Source organism: Acinetobacter sp. YH01022, from assembly GCF_013420235.1.
Classification (GTDB): Bacteria; Pseudomonadota; Gammaproteobacteria; order Pseudomonadales; family Moraxellaceae; genus Acinetobacter.
The window spans coordinates 32100-53219 of the sequence record NZ_VOYP01000019.1 but is presented as its reverse complement, the minus strand read 5'-3'; the positions used below and the strand labels follow the sequence as shown (position 1 = coordinate 53219).

General features: G+C 43.1%; 23 protein-coding genes and 1 pseudogene. 16 read left to right on the top strand and 8 right to left on the bottom strand.

Features of this window, described 5'->3' with window-relative positions:
• The 4 genes from FTT87_RS08720 to bfr all read left to right on the top strand — a co-directional run bounded on the left by FTT87_RS08720 (position 1) and on the right by bfr (position 5094).
• Positions 1-951 carry a cell division protein ZipA C-terminal FtsZ-binding domain-containing protein gene (locus FTT87_RS08720; protein ID WP_180042512.1) on the top strand — a complete coding sequence of 317 codons (951 nt, stop codon included), beginning with the start codon at positions 1-3 and terminating at the stop codon, positions 949-951.
• Positions 952-1042: 91 nt separating this feature from the next.
• The gene (ligA, locus tag FTT87_RS08715) at positions 1043-3082 is read left to right on the top strand and encodes an NAD-dependent DNA ligase LigA (protein WP_180042511.1); all 2040 of its coding nucleotides are present in this window, start codon (positions 1043-1045) and stop codon (positions 3080-3082) included.
• A gap of 169 nt (positions 3083-3251) precedes the next feature.
• The gene (gene rlmF, locus FTT87_RS08710; protein ID WP_166171080.1) at positions 3252-4226 is read left to right on the top strand and encodes a 23S rRNA (adenine(1618)-N(6))-methyltransferase RlmF; all 975 of its coding nucleotides are present in this window, start codon (positions 3252-3254) and stop codon (positions 4224-4226) included.
• 403 nt (positions 4227-4629) lie between these two features.
• Positions 4630-5094 carry a bacterioferritin gene (bfr, locus tag FTT87_RS08705; protein WP_180042510.1) on the top strand — a complete coding sequence of 155 codons (465 nt, stop codon included), beginning with the start codon at positions 4630-4632 and terminating at the stop codon, positions 5092-5094.
• 83 nt (positions 5095-5177) lie between these two features.
• Here bfr and FTT87_RS08700 read toward each other — a convergent pair whose 3' ends face one another.
• Positions 5178-5756: a peroxiredoxin gene (locus FTT87_RS08700; protein WP_180174702.1), complete on the bottom strand. Its 579-nt coding sequence runs from the start codon at positions 5754-5756 to the stop codon at positions 5178-5180.
• Between the two features lie 390 nt (positions 5757-6146).
• Here FTT87_RS08700 and FTT87_RS08695 point away from each other — a divergent pair, with 390 nt between their 5' ends.
• The 5 genes from FTT87_RS08695 (at position 6147) to bioD (ending at position 10863) form a co-directional block, all read left to right on the top strand.
• Positions 6147-6878 (top strand): hydrolase, encoded by a 732-nt coding sequence (locus FTT87_RS08695; RefSeq protein ID WP_180174701.1) that lies wholly within the window; start codon positions 6147-6149, stop codon positions 6876-6878.
• A gap of 84 nt (positions 6879-6962) precedes the next feature.
• Positions 6963-8267 (top strand): adenosylmethionine--8-amino-7-oxononanoate transaminase, encoded by a 1305-nt coding sequence (gene bioA, locus FTT87_RS08690; RefSeq protein ID WP_180174700.1) that lies wholly within the window; start codon positions 6963-6965, stop codon positions 8265-8267.
• Entirely contained in the window at positions 8255-9442 is a 1188-nt protein-coding gene (locus tag FTT87_RS08685; RefSeq protein ID WP_180174699.1) for an 8-amino-7-oxononanoate synthase, read from the top strand. The genes bioA and FTT87_RS08685 overlap by 13 nt, the downstream gene beginning before the upstream one ends.
• A 9-nt stretch (positions 9443-9451) precedes the next feature.
• Positions 9452-10222 carry a malonyl-ACP O-methyltransferase BioC gene (bioC, locus tag FTT87_RS08680; RefSeq protein ID WP_180042506.1) on the top strand — a complete coding sequence of 257 codons (771 nt, stop codon included), beginning with the start codon at positions 9452-9454 and terminating at the stop codon, positions 10220-10222.
• Positions 10219-10863: a dethiobiotin synthase gene (gene bioD, locus FTT87_RS08675; RefSeq protein ID WP_180174698.1), complete on the top strand. Its 645-nt coding sequence runs from the start codon at positions 10219-10221 to the stop codon at positions 10861-10863. The genes bioC and bioD overlap by 4 nt, the downstream gene beginning before the upstream one ends.
• Positions 10864-11268: 405 nt before the next feature.
• Here the strand turns inward: bioD and rluB are convergent.
• The 3 genes and pseudogenes from rluB to FTT87_RS08660 all read right to left on the bottom strand — a co-directional run.
• Positions 11269-12123: pseudogene (rluB, locus tag FTT87_RS08670) on the bottom strand (23S rRNA pseudouridine(2605) synthase RluB); the annotation flags it as partial.
• A 41-nt stretch (positions 12124-12164) separates the two neighbouring features.
• Positions 12165-12752 carry an SMC-Scp complex subunit ScpB gene (scpB, locus tag FTT87_RS08665; protein ID WP_180042503.1) on the bottom strand — a complete coding sequence of 196 codons (588 nt, stop codon included), beginning with the start codon at positions 12750-12752 and terminating at the stop codon, positions 12165-12167.
• A complete protein-coding gene (locus tag FTT87_RS08660; protein WP_180042502.1) occupies positions 12752-13546 on the bottom strand; it encodes a ScpA family protein in 795 nt (264 codons plus the stop codon). The genes scpB and FTT87_RS08660 overlap by 1 nt, the downstream gene beginning before the upstream one ends.
• A gap of 378 nt (positions 13547-13924) precedes the next feature.
• On the opposite strand from FTT87_RS08660, the gene FTT87_RS08655 reads away from it, so the two are divergent.
• Complete coding sequence (locus FTT87_RS08655; RefSeq protein WP_180042501.1) at positions 13925-14641, top strand: GNAT family N-acetyltransferase; 717 nt, start codon at positions 13925-13927, stop codon at positions 14639-14641.
• Positions 14642-14652: 11 nt separating this feature from the next.
• Here FTT87_RS08655 and FTT87_RS08650 read toward each other — a convergent pair whose 3' ends face one another.
• From FTT87_RS08650 to FTT87_RS08640, 3 genes are all read right to left on the bottom strand, one after another.
• Positions 14653-14940, bottom strand: coding sequence for a hypothetical protein (locus FTT87_RS08650; RefSeq protein ID WP_180082015.1), 288 nt, complete (start codon positions 14938-14940; stop codon positions 14653-14655).
• A gap of 49 nt (positions 14941-14989) precedes the next feature.
• Positions 14990-15607, bottom strand: a complete 618-nt coding sequence (locus tag FTT87_RS08645) for an L-threonylcarbamoyladenylate synthase (RefSeq protein ID WP_180042499.1) — start codon at positions 15605-15607, stop codon at positions 14990-14992.
• An 86-nt stretch (positions 15608-15693) separates the two neighbouring features.
• The gene (locus FTT87_RS08640) at positions 15694-16356 is read right to left on the bottom strand and encodes an elongation factor P hydroxylase (protein WP_180082017.1); all 663 of its coding nucleotides are present in this window, start codon (positions 16354-16356) and stop codon (positions 15694-15696) included.
• A gap of 97 nt (positions 16357-16453) precedes the next feature.
• Between FTT87_RS08640 and FTT87_RS08635 the strand changes: the two genes are divergently transcribed.
• The 6 genes from FTT87_RS08635 to lysM all read left to right on the top strand — a co-directional run bounded on the left by FTT87_RS08635 (position 16454) and on the right by lysM (position 20182).
• The gene (locus FTT87_RS08635) at positions 16454-17011 is read left to right on the top strand and encodes a DUF177 domain-containing protein (RefSeq protein ID WP_086196070.1); all 558 of its coding nucleotides are present in this window, start codon (positions 16454-16456) and stop codon (positions 17009-17011) included.
• Positions 17012-17088: 77 nt separating this feature from the next.
• A complete protein-coding gene (gene rpmF / locus FTT87_RS08630) occupies positions 17089-17271 on the top strand; it encodes a 50S ribosomal protein L32 (protein WP_004279227.1) in 183 nt (60 codons plus the stop codon).
• 205 nt (positions 17272-17476) lie between these two features.
• Positions 17477-18463 (top strand): ACP S-malonyltransferase, encoded by a 987-nt coding sequence (gene fabD, locus FTT87_RS08625; protein WP_180174697.1) that lies wholly within the window; start codon positions 17477-17479, stop codon positions 18461-18463.
• Complete coding sequence (gene fabG / locus FTT87_RS08620; RefSeq protein ID WP_166171102.1) at positions 18460-19194, top strand: 3-oxoacyl-ACP reductase FabG; 735 nt, start codon at positions 18460-18462, stop codon at positions 19192-19194. The genes fabD and fabG overlap by 4 nt, the downstream gene beginning before the upstream one ends.
• 83 nt (positions 19195-19277) lie before the next feature.
• On the top strand, positions 19278-19514 hold the full coding sequence (gene acpP / locus FTT87_RS08615; protein ID WP_004651013.1) for an acyl carrier protein: 237 nt from the start codon (positions 19278-19280) through the stop codon (positions 19512-19514).
• A gap of 185 nt (positions 19515-19699) precedes the next feature.
• On the top strand, positions 19700-20182 hold the full coding sequence (gene lysM / locus FTT87_RS08610; RefSeq protein ID WP_180042496.1) for a peptidoglycan-binding protein LysM: 483 nt from the start codon (positions 19700-19702) through the stop codon (positions 20180-20182).
• Positions 20183-20217: 35 nt separating this feature from the next.
• Here lysM and FTT87_RS08605 read toward each other — a convergent pair whose 3' ends face one another.
• Positions 20218-20649, bottom strand: a complete 432-nt coding sequence (locus FTT87_RS08605; RefSeq protein ID WP_180174696.1) for a hypothetical protein — start codon at positions 20647-20649, stop codon at positions 20218-20220.
• Between the last annotated feature and the right edge of the window lie 471 nt (positions 20650-21120).

Below are 21120 nucleotides of genomic sequence, written 5' to 3'. Positions count from 1 at the left end.
ATGGAAGTCACTACGATTGTTGGCATAGTTATCGCCATCATCATTATGCTATTCGGTTTAAGATTATTGTTTAAAAAACCTGGGGATGCAGCACCGTCACTAGATTCGGAACTTCATGTCAATTCTGACAGCCAGCAACCGGTCATTCCTCGTCATGTGCGTGATCAACTACAAAGTGCAAAAGAAGCCGAACGTGTTGAACCCACTTTAACTGAAACGGCGGCTGAACAGCTTCCGGCAGCTCAGCAGGCAGAAGCGCAAGCAGAAAAGGTTGAAACCGCTCAGGTTGAACAGGCAGCAGCACCCGCTCAGGCGGAGTTGAAAGCAGATGCTACCGCTGTAGAAGAAGTAAAATCTGAAGCCAGCTCAGAGCAGGCTCAACAAGGTGAAGATAAAAAAGCAGATGAATTTAACCTGAACAGCAGCATTGAAAAAGCCGAAATTTCAGACTTTGAAGATGAAAGCAGCATTCTGGATGAGCACTTGCATGAACAGCAACGCGTGGATGAAGCCAGTGCCTTATCGACTGCAGCCGAATTTATTGCCTTGAATATTTATCCAGAACGCCGGGTGCTTTCCGGGGAAAAAACTTTAAAAGTCTTGCTTAAATATGGCCTGCGTTTTGGTGAAATGGCCTGTTTCCATCGTTATACTGAAGACGGCAGCAAGTTACTTTTTTCTGTGTTGCAGATTACTGACGAAGGTGCAGCCGGTTTTGATCTGGAAACCTTGTCGACTGAACAGGTGAAAGGCTTGGCTTTCTTCCTGGCATTGCCACACAGTGATGTACAGAATGCCTTTGATACTATGGACAGCATTTCGCGTCTGATTGCCCGTGAAATTGACGGCACCGTGTATGACCAGAACAATCAGGAATTTACGCCGCAATTACGTGAACAATGGCGTCATTTCGCGATTGATTACCGTGCAGGTCAAAGTACAGAAGTTTAGTTTGAAACTGATGGACTCGATTTCTATAATAGCGGGTAGATCAAATAGTTATGAAGGGCGGAAATAGACCGCCCTTTTTTATGGGGTAGATATGACCGAAGATTCAACTATCAAAGCGCAAATGCGTCAATTGATTCAAATTTTAGCCAAGCATAACCATGCCTATTATGTAATGGATCAACCCAGCATTGAAGATAGTGAATATGATCAGCTCTTTCATCAGCTCAAGGTTTTAGAAGAACAATATCCCGAATATGTACAGGCGGATACTCCGACCAATAAAGTGGGTGGCAAAGCGCTTACTAAATTTGCCAGCGTGACCCATGCCGTACCGATGCTGTCATTGGGTAATGTCTTTAACCAGGAAGAACTGTTTGCCTTTGCCCGCCGTATTGAAGAACGTTTACCCAATCAGAAGATCCAATACGATGTCGAATTAAAGTTCGATGGCCTGGCCATTTCCCTGTGGTATGAAAATGGTGTGCTGGTTCGTGGCGTCACTCGTGGCGATGGTGAAACCGGTGAAGACATTACTCATAATGTCAAAACCATCCGTAACCTGCCGAAAGTGCTAAGCTCTGCACAGGCTCAGGTACCGACACTGCTTGAAGTGCGTGGTGAAGTGCTGATTCCTAAAGCAGGTTTTGAAAAGCTGAATGCCGAAAATGAAGCCAAAGGTGAAAAGACCTTTGCCAACCCGCGTAATGCAGCGGCAGGCAGTCTGCGCCAGCTCGATCCAAATGTTGCAGCCTCACGTCCACTGGCCTTTTATGCTTATGGTATAGCACAGTGCGAACCTCATCATGGCCAGACCACCATGTATGCCAGTCTGGAGTGGCTCACCCAGTTTGGTTTTACCATCGGGGAAAGTCATTTTATTTGTGACACGATTCAGGATGTACAAAAAGCCTATGAAAAAATCAATGCAGAACGTGCCGATTTAAGTGTTGAAATTGATGGTCTGGTCATCAAGGTCGATGATTTAAAACAGCAAAGACAGCTCGGATTTTTAAGCCGGGAACCCCGTTGGGCAACCGCCTATAAGTTCCCGGCGGTAGCGGCTTTAACCACGGTAGAAAATATTGACTGGCAAGTGGGGCGTACCGGAACTTTAACCCCGGTTGCACGTTTAAACCCTGTCGCTGTCGGTGGGGTCACAGTGTCCAATGTCACCCTGCATAATATTGGCGAAATCCACCGTTTGGATGTCCGAATTGGCGATACCGTCAGCGTATACCGTAGCGGTGACGTGATTCCGAAAGTGGAAAAAGTCTGGCCGGAATTCCGCCCGGATGAGGCAGTAGAGGTTCATTTACCGGAAAATTGTCCTGTTTGTGATTCGCCGGTGGTGATGCCTGAAGGCGAGGCATTGGCACGCTGTTCTGGCGGTTTGTACTGCGCAGCCCAGCGAATTGAAGCCATTCGCCACTTTGTTTCGCGTAAGGCCATGGATATTGAAGGTCTAGGCGATCGCTGGGTGGAATGTTTACTCCATCTCGACCTGCTCAAAAATGTGGCGGATATTTACTGCTTGCACGAACATCGTGAGCAGCTCTTAAACATTGATAAAATGGGTGAAAAATCGGTACAAAACCTGTTTGATGCAATTGAAAACAGCAAGAAAACCACACTGGCTTCCTTCATTTATGCTTTGGGAATCCGCGGCGTGGGAGAAACCACTGCACGTATGCTAGCCAATACTTTCCAGACTTTTGAAGCACTGCAAAATGCCGATATTGAAGCCTTGAAGAAAACCCCGGATGTTGGGGATATTACTGCTGAATGGATTGTCGATTTCTTTCAGGCGCCGCATAATCTGGAAGTGGTCAAGCGTTTGCTCGAAGCGGGAATTCACTGGGATGCTCCAGTCGCCCCGACACGTCAGCCACTAAATGGCGAAAGCTGGGTGGTGACGGGTACGCTCAGTAGTATGGGACGGGATGAGGCAACACAGTTACTCCAAGCCTTAGGCGCACGCGTCAGCGGCAGTGTATCCAGTAAAACCAAATGTGTCGTTGCTGGTGAGAAAGCCGGTTCCAAGCTGGATAAGGCAGAAAAACTCGGTGTCGCTGTGATCAACGAAGAGCAGTTTATTGCTTTGATGAAAGAGCATGGTCAACTTCCTGCTTAATCGATCTTAAGCATGAATTAAAAAAGACATCCTCGGATGTCTTTTTTATGGCTTGATTGGGTTGGGATCGTCATGATGAGCTGAATTCACGTACAATATCGATCTATTGACAGGTATTGAGCCTGTCTTATCAGATGATTCTGTTCTCCCGTTGATTATTGGCATACACATGGCGCAAGCAAAGAAAACTTTTCCGCAACAAAAATCGCAATTACATGCACGAAATCTGCATCGCAGTCGTTACGATTTTCCTCAGTTAATGCAGACTTGTCCGGAACTTGCACCTTTTGTTAGCCCAAATAAATATAACGATCTTTCAGTCGATTTTTCTGATCCACAGGCTGTGAAAATGCTCAATAAAGCATTGCTGAAACATTTTTATGGCATTCAATATTGGGATATTCCTCAAGATTTTCTTTGTCCGCCTATTCCGGGTAGAGCTGACTATATCCACTATTTGGCTGACTTGTTGAGTGCCAATAATAAAGGTCAGATTCCAACAGGGCATGCCGTTCAAGTGTTGGATATTGGGGTGGGAGCAAACTGTATTTACCCGATCATTGGTCATCGTAGCTATGGTTGGAAATTTGTCGGCTCAGACATTCATTCTACATCCTTTAAAAGTGCTCAATTCATTGTGGAGGCGAATCCAAATTTGCGTAAAGGGATTCAGATTCGATTGCAGAAGAACTCAAGCAATATTTTCAAAGGTGTGATTAAACCCACAGATCATTTTGATTTGACGATGTGTAACCCGCCATTTCATGCCTCGCAAGATGAAGCAAATGCCACAGCAACTCAAAAATTAAGAAAACTTGGCAAGCCGGTTGATCGGACGAAGGTGGTGTTAAACTTTGGTGGTCAAAAAAATGAACTCTGGTGTGACGGTGGTGAAGAACGCTTTGTCTGCCAAATGGTACAAGAGAGCATACAGTTTGCTGAGCAATGTCTTTGGTTTAGCACACTGGTTTCCAAGAAAACAACATTGCCTGTGCTTTTAAATGCGTTGCGTAAGAGCGGAGCAGTGGATGTGAAAACCATTAAAATGACGCAGGGGCAAAAAGAAAGTCGTTTTGTCGCTTGGACTTTTTTAGATTTAAAGCAACAACAAGCATGGAGAAATGCACGTTGGACTTCAGCTTAAGCCTATTTTCGCTGAGGATGAGTGAGCTTGTCGGTGCATGACTAAGATTTGGCCTGCTTATACCAATGAACAAGCTCAATTTTGCTTATATATAATAACCTGATGCCGATGCACTCAGCGTTTCTGATTTGATACGCATATAGTTCAATGAATATATGCCACAATGATTTTGAATCTAGTTACAAAAAACCAATACATTATAAAAGTACTTTGATCTTGTTCATCTAAGCTGAGTACTGAGTGCAAGACATTGTTTTATAAATGGGAATTTATTCAACTAAAACTGTAAATGTAAGTACTTCTCATTTTAATTGTTTAAAAATCATATATTTATGGAAATTTTATTTTGCAAATACAGATGATTTTCTCCATAATAAGCCCATAAAGGTAGGGAGTTATAAAAATGCGTGGTAATCCAGAAGTCGTAGATTATTTAAATATGTTGATCGGTGGCGAACTGGCTGCTCGCGACCAATACCTGATCCACTCTCGTATGTATGAAGATTGGGGGCTGACCAAAATCTTTGAACGTATTGATCATGAAATGCAGGAAGAAGCACAGCATGCGGATGCCATTATTCGCCGTGTATTGTTTTTGGAAGGTACACCGAATATGAACCGTGATGACATCGAAACCGGTGAAGATGTGGTGACCTGTTTAAAAGCTGATTTAAAGCTCGAATATCATGTACGTGAAAAATTGGCACAAGGTGTGAAATTGTGCGAAGAGAAAGGTGATTATGTGAGCCGTGATATGCTTCGTCAGCAAATGTCGGATACTGAAGAAGATCATACTTACTGGCTGGAAAAACAGATTCGTCTGATTGAATTGATTGGTTTGCAAAACTATATTCAATCGCAAATGTAAATCTAAATGCTCAAATATAAAGCCTGACCTGAGTCGGGCTTTTTTATTTTTTAAATTTATGATTGAGATGGTGGAAAGACAGACTATTGAGAAAATTTCCGGATATCCGCCAAGACCTGAGCAGCATGGGTTTGCGTATTCACACTGTTGTAGTGATAAACAATGTTGCCTTGATGATCAATCAAAAAGCTTTCCCGTTTGGCTATTTTAGTAATGCTCAGATTACGCACAATACCCAATTGATTCGATAACTGGTGCTTGTGGTCTGCCAGTATCGGAAACGGCAAGGCTAATTTTTCTGAAAATTTTTGATGGGATTTCACATCATCCAGACTCACCCCTAAAACCACGGCATTGCTTTTTAAAAATTGTGGATAGAGTGCCTTAAACTGATTGGCTTCCTGGGTACAGCCGGGAGAATTGTCTTTAGGATAGAAATATAACACCACCCATTTGCCTTTATACTGGCTCAAGGAATGCCATTGAGCATTTTGATCCTGCAATTTAAATGCAGGTGAGGCTTTTCCGACCCATTGTTTATGGGTATTTTCTGATTTTAAAAAAATAGATTCTTCTGCTGCATGTGCATGTATTGTTGTATTGAAACAGAGCAGACAACCGAGTGTAAGTAAAACGCTGCTTAATTTTTTTGATTCATTCATATCGTATATTTTTTAGAATGGATAAGAAGATGTTTCGATCTTAACAAAATTTAAAATGTAGGGAAGAGTAGAAATGATGGGTATTTATTTTAATTGCTGCCATGATCAAGGGTTTATTGATTAAATGTAATAAAAATAAAAACGTATGGATATTGGTGCAGGGTTGATCAAGTTGCAACCGGATGTTTTAAAGCAGCTTCCTATACAGTTTAAGGGAATCGGAAAAGATGATTCCTGTATGGTTATAGGGAGATGCATAAAATGCTGATCGGGGTGGAGAGTTGCATTTCGCCTGTAATAGCGGAGGCTAAATGAATTTTGAAATGCTGCTGTGTGAATTGAAAGAGAGGTTTTATACTGTTCAAATAATTTAGTTTTTTAGAGCTTACCTTGAATCAACGTATTTTACTCATCACGGGCTGGGGCGGTGGAACCCAACTGCTTGATCCATTAAAACAAGCTTTGGCAGCGCAAGGATATGAGGTTGAACTTTGCAACATCTTTAACGCTTTAGATGAACAGGCTCTACAGCAAAAAGTGGAACTGGCGCATCAGTTTGATGTGATTGCCGGCTGGTCTTTGGGAGGACAGTTGGCCACAGTGCTGGCCGACCAGGTTCAAAAGCTGGATGGAAAGGAAAAAGTATTGATTACTTTGGGTTCCAACCCCTGTTTCGTAGCAAACGATACATGGCCAATGGCGATGGATCAGCCGACATTTCAGCAGTTCAAACAGTCATTTGAGCAGGATGCCATTTCCACCTTAAAAAAGTTTGGCTATATGGTGTGTCAAGGCACAGCAACCACCAAAGCTGACTTCATCATTTTACAAAGTTTGATACAGGCTCAATCGATTGAAACTTTAAGACAAGGACTATTTTGCCTTGAGTATTTAAATAATGTTGATATCTTGAGGAATTACCCGGGTCATCAATATCATGTCTTTGCAAAACAGGACTTTTTAGTTAGTTACAAAGTTCAAAGAAATTTTCAGAAATTCAATGCAAAGTTTTTGGAAACAGAGCTGGTCAGCGGGTCACATGGCTTTCCCTTATTTGAAGCTGAACTGATAACTGGCAAAATCTGCCAATTTTTAAAGAAAATAGAACAAACAAGCGGATAACTGGTTTATCTCGCAATTTATTTTTAGTTCATGCAGGTTTAAGATCATGAAAAATTGATTTTCAAGCGTCTGCAGGAGTAAGGGATGACCGAATTAAACGACCAAGACTTTGATCTTGCGCATATCTGGCATCCTTATACCTCCATGACCGATCCATTGCCGACCTTTAAGGTAAAACAGGCGCATGGTGCCATTATCGAGCTGGAAGATGGACGGCAACTGATTGATGGCATGTCTTCTTGGTGGTGTGCCATCCATGGCTATAACCATCCTGAACTGAATCAGGCCGTGACAGATCAATTACACAAGATGTCGCATATCATGTTTGGTGGTTTGACTCATGATCCTGCGATTGAACTTGGCAGACTGTTATTAAAAATTACCCCACCCAGTCTGGATAAAATTTTCTATGCGGACTCTGGATCTGTTGCCGTAGAAGTGGCATTAAAAATGGCAGTGCAGTTTTGGACTGCACAAGGTGAAAGTCAGAAAACCAATTTTATTACGCCGCGTTCTGGCTATCATGGCGATACCTGGAATGCCATGTCAGTTTGTGATCCGGTCACAGGCATGCATCAGATTTTTGGTTCCAGTCTGCCGAATCGTTTCTTTGTTGCAGCCCCACAGGTTGGCTTTGATGATGAATGGAATCAAGCCGATATTGCAGAACTGGAACAGGTGTTAAAACAGCACCATGCCAGCATTGCTGCTTTAATTCTGGAACCGATTGTGCAGGGTGCGGGTGGAATGCGTTTTTATCATCCTGAATATTTGCGTCAGGCCAAATTGCTGTGTGAACAATATAAAGTGCTGCTGATTTTTGATGAAATTGCCACCGGTTTTGGTCGTACTGGCAAATTGTTTGCCTGGGAACATGCCGGCGTTGAGCCGGATATCATGTGCATCGGCAAGGGCTTGACTGGCGGCTATATGACGCTTTCGGCCACATTAACCAGCAAGCATGTGGCGGAAACCATTAGCCGTGGCGAGGCAGGCGTATTCATGCATGGTCCCACCTTTATGGCCAATCCACTGGCCTGTGCAGTGGCTGTGAAAAGTACCGAGGTTTTATTGGCTCAGGATTGGCAAGCCAATATTCAGCGCATCGAGCAACAGTTGCAACACCATCTGCAACCCCTATCAGCACTGGATTATGTGCAGGATGTGCGGGTGCTGGGCGCGATTGGTGTGGTGGAGCTGACATTTAATGTGGATATGAAAAGCCTGCAACAACAGTTTGTTAAGCGCGGGATCTGGATACGTCCATTTGGTAAACTGGTCTATGTGATGCCGCCGTATGTGATTACTGAACAACAATTGAATATATTGCTGGAACAATTAGTGAATGTGGTGGAGCAGATGCAAGAGGTATCCGCATGGACTTGTTAAATGACGCTGCATTAAATAACTCTCTGCTAAATGATTATGCAAGCAAGCTGGATGAACTCAAACAGCAGGGCAATTTGCGGCAATTTACCTCTAATGTCCAGCAAGGCCGAATGATTGAAATCCAGGGTCATTCGATGCTTAACCTGTCTTCCAATGATTATTTGGGATTGGCAGCAGACTTAACTTTGCGTGAACAGTTTTTTGATGAAACACCAAATGAACTTCGTATTATGAGTTCATCTTCTTCGCGATTGTTAACCGGAAATTTTCCTGAATACGAGCAGCTGGAAGCCAGTTTAAGTCAGGCTTTTCATGGACGTGCTGCGCTGTTATTTAACAGTGGCTATCACATGAATATCGGGATTCTGCCAGCTTTAAGCGACAGTAAGACCCTGATTCTGGCAGACAAACTGGTGCATGCCAGCATGATTGATGGTATCCGTTTATCCTCTGCAAAATATGTACGCTATCGGCACAATGACCTGAATCATCTGCAACAGCTTTTGCAGCAATACCATGCCGATGAAGCTTTTGAGCGCATTATTGTGGTGACGGAATCCATTTTCAGCATGGATGGTGACGAAACCGATCTGGCTGAACTGGTTCGGATTAAAAGGCAATTTGCTAAAGTGATGCTCTATGTCGATGAAGCGCATGCCATTGGTGTGCGCGGCGAGCAAGGCTTGGGCTGTGCAGAACAGTATGCGGTGATTGATGAGATTGATCTGCTGGTTGGGACTTTCGGGAAAGCACTGGCATCGGTCGGTGGTTATCTGATTTGCCATCCCATCATCCGTGAATATCTGATTAATTCCATGCGTCCGCTGATTTTCAGTACCGCGCAGCCACCCATGTGTATGGCGTGGACTGATTTTATTTTCCAGAAAGTTTTAGGCTTGCAACAGCAACGTCAGCATCTGCAACAGATCAGTCAAAATCTGCAACAGTCGGTACGTGCCAAAGGTTTTGATTGTCCTTCGACTTCACATATTGTGCCGGTGATTGTTGGCGAGTCGCAAAAGACGGTGGAAAAGGCCGTGCAGCTACAACAGGCCGGATTTTATATCATGCCGGTGCGTCCACCTACAGTACCGAAACACAGTTCAAGATTACGTATTTCACTGACTTCTCAAGTCAATCAGGCTGATCTTGAACAGCTGGTGGCGTTGCTGTGAGTTGTAGCCGTGAATATTAATAAGTCTCAAGTAGCACAGCGTTTTGCCAAGGCAGGACAAAGCTATGCTGAACATGCCATCGTACAAAAACAGATTTGCCAACAGTTACTGCAATTGATACAGCAATATTTGCCCAGTACCAGCTTGAACTGTGTTTTTGAAATCGGCTGTGGCTCAGGCAATTTAAGCCATTTGCTGATGCAAAACTTTGAAATAAAGCATGTGTTTTTAAATGACCTGTATCCCGAAGTTCAGCAACATTTTCAGGCTAAAGAAAATTTGGAGTGGCTGATTGGCGATGTGGAACAACTGGATTTTCCGCAATCCCTTGACCTGATCGCTTCCAGTTCGGCTTTGCAATGGGTGGGCGATATTGATTCGGTCTTTAAAAAAAGTGCAGCGGCGCTTATCGAAAATGGCTATTTGTGTTTTTCCACTTTTGGTCAGCAGAATTTGCAAGAAATTAAGGCTCTGACTGGGCAAGGGCTGAATTATCTGACTCTTGATGAGATTCAGCACAAGCTGCTTAAACAGGGTTTTGAAATTCTACATCTTTCCGAGAGTCTGGAAATACTGAATTTTTCCCATCCTAAAGCTGTGCTGCAGCATTTAAAGGCCACCGGGGTCACTGCAACCGCCGCACAGCATCGTTGGACCAAACAGTCTTTACAGCAGTTTTATCAGGACTATCAGCAATTTTCAGAGCTGGATCAATCTGGTCAGCACCATTATCAGCTGAGCTATCATCCTATTTATTGCATTGCACGGAGTAAGCCATGACATCCCCCGTTTATTTTATCAGTGGCATCGATACCGGTATTGGCAAGACCTATACCACAGGCTATCTGGCGAAGTTATGGAATGAACAGGGCAAGAAAACCATCACCCAGAAACTGGTGCAAACTGGCAATACCGATGTTTCTGAAGATATTGAACAGCACCGTAAAATGATGCAGATGGGTTGGTTTTCGGAAGATGAAAGCAAACTCACCATGCCGGAAATTTTTACTTATCCGGCTTCACCGCATTTGGCGACTAAAATTGATGGCCGTGAAATCGACTTCCAGAAAATTGCCGATGCGACCCGGCAATTAACTGAAAAATATGAAGTAGTGTTACTGGAAGGTGCGGGTGGTTTAATGGTGCCCTTAACCACAGAACTGTTAACGATTGATTATATTGCTGAACAGAAATTCCCTGTCATTCTGGTTAGTTCTGGTCGTTTGGGTAGTATCAATCATACCTTGCTCAGTCTGGAAGCCTTGAAAAGTCGTGGTCTGGAACTTTATGCTTTGGCTTATAACCTGAATGATGAATCACAGGACCAGCTGATTTCCAGAGATACTTCGGATTATCTGAAAAGCTATCTGGCGATACATTTCCCAAATGCACAGTGGATTGATATTCCTGTTTTATCCTAACTGTTGTTTAAAAGAGAAGGATATAAAAAAGCCACTCAAACCGAGTGGCTTTTGATTGACAATAAAAGCTATTAAAAATTAAAACTTCTTAAAGTTTTTGTTGCCAAATGGTTTACGTGGTGCATTTTCATCACGACGTTCACGCTGGCCATATGTCGCTTGATTGCCAAAGTTTTCAGGGCGGTTTTCACGCTGTGCATAGCTGTTGCCTTGACGTGGTTCACGTTGAGCGTAAGTGTTTGGATTGCCATCCTGACGACGTTCACCACGTTGGGCAAAACCATTGCCATTATTGCCGTCACGACGTGCATAAAGATTGCCAGTATTGTCACGACGTTGTGCATGACCATTCTGGTTTTCACGACGATCACGCTGTGCATAGGTCATTGGGCTTTGGTTTTCACCTTCTTCGCTATCACGGCGTTGCTGACGCAAATAACCGCCACGACGTGCTGCCATTGGTTTTTCTTGCATACGTTCAGTACGACGTTTTGCCATACCAAACAGGCCTGTACCTTGACGTGGCTTCAACTCTACAGATTTGGTCAGGTTGTCGATATCGGCTTTATCCAGCTCCATCCAGCGGCCGGTACGAAGTTCACGCGGTAAAATCACAGTACCATAACGGGTACGCAGCAGGCGGCTGACTTTTAAACCTTGTGATTCAAAAATACGGCGCACTTCGCGGTTACGACCTTCTTTAACCACCACCTGATACCAGCGGTTGATGCCGTCACCACCAATTTCAGAGAAGGATTCGAATTTCGCCGGACCATCATCTAAAACCACGCCCTGAAGCATGTTGTTTTTGATTTGTGGTGTCACTTCACCCATCACACGAACTGCATATTCACGTTCAATTTCATTTGATGGATGCATGAGGCGGTTAGCCAATTCACCATCATTCGTGAACAGTAAAAGACCGGTTGAGTTAATATCCAGACGGCCGACCATCACCCAGCGATCATTGGCAATTGCAGGCAGTTGTTCAAAAACGGTAGGACGTTGTTCAGGATCATTGCGTGAGCAAATTTCACCTTCGGGTTTGTAGTAAATCAGAACGCGACGACGGATTTCGTCTTCAATCTGGAATTGGACTTTACGACCATCGATGCGAAGCTCATCACCTGGTTCAATGCGTTCACCCACTTGGGCAACACGTCCATTGATACTGACACGACCAGCGGCAATGACTTCTTCCATATAACGGCGAGAACCCAAACCTACGCGTGCAAGCACCTTTTGTAATTTTTCACTCATGACAGCATAACCTTAGAAATTATCATCAACAGTTCACCTATCTATGACTTCGCTGCGTGAGCATCGAGCGTCATAAAAGCTTCCTTGGCATCCTGCAGGGGAGGCAATTGGCCTAAAGATGTCAGACCAAAAGCATTTAAAAATTGTGGCGTTGTAACTAACAACGCGGGTCTTCCCGGTAGTTCTCTGAAGCCGGATTCTTTAATCCAGTTCCAGTCAAACAATGATCTTAAGATCTGACTATTGTTTGAAACTCCACGAATCTGTTCAATATCTGCCCGGGTTACTGGTTGGTGATAAGCAATCACAGCAAGGGTTTCGAGCAGGGTGGGTGATAAACGAGTTGGTCGTTCCGGCCACACCTGGGTAATGATATTGCGATATTTAGCCCGAACCTGGAAACGGAACCCTTGTGCGGTTTCTACCAGTTCAATCGATCTACCATGTTGTAGCATGGCAAGCTGTTGTAACAACTGACGCAATTCCTGTTTATTATATTGATTTTGGAATGCTTCTTTCAAACGTGCAAGCGAAACAGCTGTTTCACTGGCAAAAATAATGGCTTCCAGTTGCATCAGCACTTCATGTTGATTCTCGGCAACAGATAGAGATGTTGCTTGATGATCCATTATGCAGCTACTCCTTGAATTGCAAGTGGTGCTTCAATACCGCTGGCAATAATAGCTACTTTTTGTTGCCGTGTGAGTTCTAAAATGGCCATAAATGTAACCACCATGCCCATGCGCCCCTGGCTGGGTTTAAGCAGGGCTTCAAAATGCAGCACTTCACCGGACTGTAAACGGCTTTCAATAAAGGCGATGCGTTCTTCAAGCAACACCGGTTCTTGCTGAATTTGATGGGTAACCGGTTCTGGGCGATTGAATACGCAAAACAGCGCATCACGTAACTGGCTGACATCATAACCTTCATTGATTTGCACCACCTGACCCAGACTAATATTGGCCGGGAAGGTATCGCGTTCCAGAACAGACATGTGTCCTAAACGTTCCGCCGCCTGTTTGACCCGTAAATAGGTTTCCAGCCGGTCAATCAGTTGCTGTTTGGGATCTTTTTCAACGACAACACTTGTGCTCGGTTTTGGCAACAGCAGTCGTGATTTAAGATCGGCCAATAAGGCAGCCATCACCATATAATCTGCCGTCAGCTCAATATTCAGCGACTTCATGGCATCCATATAAGATAGATACTGCGCGGCAATGGGAGCGATATCCAGTTGTAATAAGTCAAAACCGTTTTTTTGAATCAGGTAAATCAGGAAGTCGAGTGGACCTTCGAAATGCTCTAGCAGAATTTCAAATGCAGCAGGAGGAATATATAAATCCTCTGGAATCGTATCTTGCCACTCATCCATAACACGGATATGTGAGCTTGGCTCCATAGGATTATGGATAGGTTGATTCATTGCAGTTTTAGGCCACGCGAATTTTCAAAGGCATGCAGGATGATGCTTTTGCCTCGATCTCGCATCGAAAGAAAAAGCACGTAAATTAGTAAGTGCTAGTGTAATGGAAATTTGACTTCAAATAAATTAGTTAAGTCAACAAATACAAAAAAACCTGAAATTCAGTAAGGTTTTTAACTGGCTTGATGAGGTGAAATGCATAGGGGAGTATGGTTTTAATTTTTTTGACCGAACCGATTGGATTTTGGATTTGTATGAAAAAATGGGGCATAGCATTAGGCCTCATATTGTGAATAGAATAAAAGAAGATTCTGAATATAGAATAAAGCAAAATTTTTCGGCAATATGAATGCCAATAAAAAAGAGATCCCCGATGTCATGAAAGATCATGAAAAAGTACAAGAAAATGAATATGGGCAGTTTATTGGAGTTCCCGTATCTCATCCTTTGCCGACCCATTTTTTAGCCGATACCCTTTATGGTAAATATGCCACCCTGCATGTCTTATCTTCAGCAACCATGAGTGAAGATCAGCTGAAGCAAGTTTGGCAATGTGTAAATGGTGAAATAGATCGCAGCTGCTGGACTTATTTACCTTATTCGGGTTTTGAAAATGCAGCGGAATTGCAAACTGCTCTTGAAAATAACTTTAATTTCAAAAATTCAGTTCATTATCTGGTAGAAGCCAATCATGCAATTGTAGGATGGGTAGGCTTGCTGAACCAGCGTTCCGCCGATCAGGTTATTGAAATCGGCAATGTTTATTTTTCACATCAACTGAAACAGTCTACAGCATCGACAGAAGTCATCTATTTATTATTAAAGGCGTGTTTTGAGCAGGGTTTTCGCCGTGTGGAATGGAAGTGTGATGACTTAAATCTGCCCTCTAAACGCGCAGCCTTGCGCTTTGGCTTTCATTATGAAGGCACTTTTCGCCAAGACCGTATTGCCAAAGGTCGTAACCGCAATACCGCCTGGTTTTCAATTCTGGATCAAGAGTGGCCTGAGCTGGAAAAAGCCTATCTGGCCTGGTTAAGGGCAGATAATTTTGATCAGAATGGGCAACAAAAAATGCGCTTGCGTGATGTTCTTTAACTTTACTGTGTTTAATGATCTGTTGCGGTGGATGTCGATAACTTGAGCGCAAATTCGATGATCTGTTGCGCACTGTCTCGGATGCATAAATTTTGAGTTTGATCGAGGCTGGATAATTTGTGAATAACGGCAACTTCCAGGAAAAATGCATAGGTGTTGTCGATCATCGCAGAAGGGGGTTGCTCAGCATCTGCCTTCATAATTTTCACTTTAGACTCAAGTGTCCAGGGCATTTCCGCATAAATGCGGCTATTTACCTCAAAATCATGATAGTTGAGCAGCACATAAAACAGATCCATTCTCGCACTACTCCTTGATCCTGAACATTCCCTTTAATCTTAACCGTGCTTATTCAAAAGCGCTGACATCACCTACACCACGACGGATCACTTCAGGATTGTCACCGGATAAATCTACAACACTGGTGGTGCTTAAGGTGCCGAATCCGCTATCAATAAATACATCAATACGCTTTTCCAGTTGTTGCTCAATGTCATAAGGGTCATCTAAAGGTTCATCCTGACCGGGAAGAATCAGGGTGCTGGTTAACAATGGCTCACCCAATTCCTTAAGCAACATTTGGCACACACGGTTGCTTGGTACGCGTAAACCAATGGTTTTCTTTTTCGGGTGCATCAAGCGTTTAGGCACTTCACTGGTCGCCGGCAGAATAAAAGTGGTGATTGCCGGGGTATTGTTTTTCAGCAGACGATACATGGCATTGTCGACTTTGGCATAGGTGGCAATGTCGGATAAGTCACAACAAAGAATGGCATATTGATGCTTTAGACCGAGACCACGAATCTGCGCAATCCGTTCCATGGCATTTTTATTGCCGATCTGGCAGCCAATGGCATAGGCCGCATCGGTCGGGTAAACCACCACATCACCGGCACGAATACGTTCTACTGCCTGGCTGATCAAACGTGGTTGAGGATTATCAGGATGTATTCTTAAATGCAGCATATTTATTTTCTCCCCCGACTTACTATTAGTCATTATCTGTTGAATTTACAAAGTCTTGCAATCAGGCTTTGATGATTTTGTGTAAATTAATCCAGCATGTCACGTTGAAACTCGTCACTTTGTAATGTTTTGCCACCCCGGGTACAGGCACAGATACAGGCAATAAAATGTGCAGCATCACGTGGCAACTTGGCTTCACCGGAAAAATAACGTTGTACTTGAGCAAAGACATTATCTTTAAAGGTGCTGCCGTCACCGCCGTCACCAGTCAGGTTATCCAGAGATACACGGAATTTACGACCAAAAGCTTGTGCAAACATCCATTCAATCGCTTGAGGCTTGATTTCGACCTGCTCAAATAAAGCCTGCTGTTCTGCCGTGCGACCATCTGGGGCATACCAGTAACCCAGGTCGGGGAGCAAGCGTCTTTGCTCACCCGCAATAGTCCAGTGACTGATTTCATGCAAGGCACTATTAAAGAAACCATGGGCAAATTGAATGCGGGCAGGCGCATCTTCGGTTGCCGGAAAATATTCAGGTTCAAAATCGCCTTTGACCAAACACACATTTAAGTGGGAAAACCAGTGATTAAAGTGTAGTATAAGCCAATCAACTTGTTGAACTTCAGTTTGCAAACTGGCCCAGGGTGAGCGTTGCACAGGGTCGATAGAAACAGCAGAACTTGAGGTTGAATAAGTAGTTAACTGTAATGAAGTGGTGACTTCAGGTTGCGGCTGCAACTGATGCATGACTTGTATTACCCAATTGATCTGTCTAAATAAGTACAAAATTGTATCTTAATCTTTGACAGAGTACCGATGAATTTGTAGAATTGCCGCCTTAATTATGTCAGCAAATACCTTTCCGGCACAGATTGAGCCGTTTAAATGGGCTGAACAGGGCTTTACATGGTCAGGTACACTGCCATTGTCTCGCTTTGTTCGTATTTCCCGTGAAGCTGTTGGATCAATTGATGATCAATTGATTAACATAGACTGTAAGCTATCAATGGATGCGTATCATCGTATCGTATGGTTAGATGGTCATGTTGAAACGAAAGTACCAATGGAATGTCAGCGTTGTCTGAATCCTGTTGAAATTTCTCTCGTTTCAGACTTTCATTTAGCGCTTGTGGATGATGAATCACTGATAGAGCGCTTGGATGAGGATGCTGATTTCATCGTCTTAGGTGAGAGTGAAGCAACGACAAAAGGCAGCTATGATGCGCCTGCGACGGCTGATTTACTTTCTCTGATAGAAGATGAATTGTTATTGTTGTTGCCTTTGTCTCCTAAGCATGACGTTTGTGAGCATAAGCATCAACCTGCCATTGATGACATTGTCGAAGAAAAACGGGATAACCCGTTTGGTGTTTTGGCAAGTTTGAAGGGTAAACTTAACTAATTTTTGTGTTATACTGTTAAGTATAAGACAACTGAATTTGTTCTGATCCATTTTTTCGATCTTTGTAAGGAGCCATCATGGCCGTTCAGCAAAACCGTAAAAGTCGCTCTCGCCGTGACATGCGCCGTTCACATGACGCTTTAACCGAGAATGCATTAACTGTAGACCAAGCTACTGGCGAGACTCACCGTCGTCACCACGTATCTAAAGATGGTATCTACCGTGGTCGCCAATTATTCGCTAAAGCATCTGCTGAATAATTGATGATGTATTAAGCGTCAAGCTTAGTAGAAAAAATGGGAGCGTTAAGCTCCCTTTTTTTATGGCGTCTTTTTGTTGTATTTGGCAATTACCAAAACAAAAATTAAGTGTTAAATTCCGTTCCGTAAATAAGCTTACATAAGTGTATGTTGGTTATTTAACCGATTGTTGAATAACAATATCACTTCATTACAGGATTTTTTTATGTCTGCTAAACAACTCGAGCAAGTTGCTCAAGCAACGAAAACAGCATTTGTATTTCCGGGTCAAGGCTCACAAAAAGTCGGTATGCTCGCAGAATTGGCTGAACAGTTTAGTAGCGTGACAGAAACTTTTGCAGAAGCATCGGCAGCCGTGGGTTTTGACCTCTGGCACATTGCACAAAGCGGCGAAGGTTTAAATCAGACTGAATTTACCCAGCCGGTACTGCTCACCGCAAGTATTGCACTTTGGCGTGTGTGGCTAGAGTTGGGTGGAGTGGCGCCAAAATATCTTGCAGGACACTCACTGGGTGAATACAGCGCATTGGTTGCTGCCGGAGCGATGTCACTGGGTGATGCGGTTAAGCTGGTGAATTTGCGCGGCAAATTAATGCAAGATGCAGTACCACAGGGTCAAGGTGCAATGGCGGCTATTCTGGGTCTGGATGATGCCAAAGTGATTGAATTATGCGAACAGGTCAATATTCAGGGGCGTGGTTCAGTAGAAGCTGCCAACTATAATGCTCAGGGCCAAGTGGTGATTGCAGGTGATAAGACCATGGTCGAAGCGGTCATGGAGTTGGCAAAAGAAAATGGCGGTAAAGCCATTGCCTTACCTGTTTCTGTTCCATCGCACTGTTCGCTGATGAAACCGGCGGCTGACAAATTTGCACAAGCTTTGGAACATACTGCCATTGAGCTGCCTAGCCTTCCTGTAATACAAAATGTCAACGCGGAAATCGCGACAGAAGTAGCAGGATTACGTCAGGCATTGACTGCACAATTGTATCAATCTGTGCAATGGACCAAGACCATGCAGTTCCTTCAAGATCAAGGAGTGCAGTATGTGGTTGAATGTGGTCCAGGTAATGTATTGGCTAATCTTGCGAAGCGTTTACCAAATATCGAAAAAGCATTCCCAGTCGACAGTAACAGTCGTATGGAAGATGCGCTAAACGCCATTTTAGTGGCTGAAGGAAAAATTGCATGACACAGGAACGCAAAGTCGCATTAGTGACAGGCGCGAGCAGAGGGATTGGTGCAGCCATCGCTCAGCAATTGATTCAAGACGGTTATTTTGTAGTGGGAACCGCCACTTCAGAAGCGGGCGCAGAAAAATTATCTGCAAGTTTTGCTGAAAATGGTGCGGGTGCAGTACTGGATGTACGTGATGCGGCAGCCATTGATGCACTAGTTACAGATATTGAACAAAAATATGGTCCAGTTCTTGTATTAGTGAATAATGCTGGCATTACCAAAGATAATTTGTTACTGCGTATGTCTGAAGATGATTGGGACGATATTCTCAATATTCATTTGAAGGCAGTATACCGTCTGTCTAAGCGTGTCTTAAAGGGCATGACTAAAGCACGTTTTGGCCGCATTATTAATATCAGTTCTGTTGTAGCACACTTTGCAAACCCGGGGCAGGCCAACTATTCTGCTGCCAAAGCAGGCATCGAAGCGTTTGGTCGAAGTCTTGCAAAAGAAATGGGCAGCCGCCAAATTACCGTGAATGCTGTGGCACCTGGCTTTATTGCAACAGAAATGACGGATCAATTAAGCGAAGACATTCGTAAAAAAATGAGTGATCAAGTGGCATTAAACCGTTTAGGTGATCCACAAGATATCGCAAATGCCGTGAGTTTTTTAGCAAGCGATAAAGCAAGCTATATCACTGGTACTGTTTTACATGTAAATGGCGGTTTATACATGAGCTAAGCTCAAGTATAAACTTTGCAAAAATAAGATATTCAATTAAACTAACGGCATTAAAAACGCCACAAGCAATGAGGAGAATTCCTGTGAGCGATATCGAACTACGTATCAAACAAGCGGTTGCAGAACAACTTGGTCTTAAAGCTGAAGAAATCAAAAACGAAGCATCTTTTATGGATGACTTAGGTGCTGACTCTTTGGACTTAGTTGAGCTTGTTATGTCTTTCGAAAATGATTTTGACATCACTATCCCTGATGAAGATTCTAACGAAATCACAACTGTTCAATCAGCTATTGACTATGTTTCTAAGAAACTAGGTTAATTGTTGTTTCAGCTCTGCTGAATATAAAAAAGCCACCTTTAGGTGGCTTTTTTATTTACTCATCAAAATGATAATTACATATCTTTACTGTTGCTGGACCAAAGACAACCTTTCTTTGAATTAATTTTATGTATAAAAAAAGACGCTATTTCAAATTGCATAAATAATAATGATGGAGAAATACAATGGGTCTTTTTGATTTTGTAAAAGGTATTGGTAAAAAAAATACGGCACCAGCAGAACCTCAGCCAGCTCCGGTCGCTTCAACTCCTCCAGCAGAACCTTCTGCACAAGAAATCGCAAACAAGCTTCTGGGGCATATTAAAGCTTTAGGCTTGCCAGTGACCGGTTTATCGGTGAGTTATAACAGCAGCAGCGATCTGGCGACCATTAAAGGGCAGGTACAAAATCAGGCCGACCGCGAAAAAATTGTCCTGGCTGTAGGGAATGTCGATCATGTGGCTAAAGTAGATGACCAAATGACCGTGGTAACACCTGCTCCGGAAAGTAAATTCTATACAGTTAAATCGGGTGATACCTTGTCCAAGATTTCAAAAGAATATTATGGTGACGCCAATCGATACAACAAAATATTTGAGGCTAACCGTCCCTTGTTAAAAGATGCTGATGATATTTTTCCCGGGCAGGTACTGCGTATCCCGACTTAAGTAGAACCTGATAAAAGAGCGCCGAGAGCGCTTTTTTATCGAAGCTTGTGCTGTAATTTCTGTCTGGCAAGTTGTGCTCTACCTAAAAAAAATTTAGGGTCTAAATCATAGTGTTGCGCCAAAATCTGAATCAGTTTTTTTCGGTTGTCTTTATCGAACATATTAAGATCAATATGTGTCATTTTATATTGCTTGCGAAATTCAGGTTTTAAAATAAAGCCGAGACTACTCACTTTCCACTGTTGTTCTTGGCTGAATGCTTTTGCTGCGAAGGGCTTATATGTGCGATACCTTGAGCTGTGAGAGGAATAAAGCTGGGTCTTTAAAAGCCTGTTGCGCTGTACCAGATTGCTTAACTTTATGCCAAAACTTTGTATGGATATGCTTTGGCGGGTGATGACCAATTTCATATTGATTGCAATCAATGTCAGCATGATGAAGAGTGCCAGCATCAACCAACCCGGCATGGATTGATGCAATAAGTATTGAATCAGGCTACTGAAATCTTTAATCATATTGAAGTTACTGAGCGAGTGCTGCGCTAAAACAATAAATATAGCAGGAATAAAGATTAACCCAATTAAATAACGGGGCAGATAATGGCATTGAAATAGCGGATATTCAGTAGGTATGTCCATTCATCATCACCTTTCAAGCAAAGTAGAGATAGGGCCATGATGGCTATTTTTTTCATAATGACTGCTGTATGGGGAAACAGGTGTTGCATTATGAATGCTATAAATTTTCCTCCAATTAAGTTGTGTTTAAATTCTTAATCCTTGTTTTAGCAAGTTATTTTCTGGTATCTATTTTTGTGTTTATCTATTTTAAGTGTTTGAGTTTTCTTGGGTTTATCTATTTTTGTTGTAGATTTGAGTATGAAAGTAAATCCTGTTATTCAGTGTTTAGAGCCAAATTATTCTTTTGTTTATTTTGCA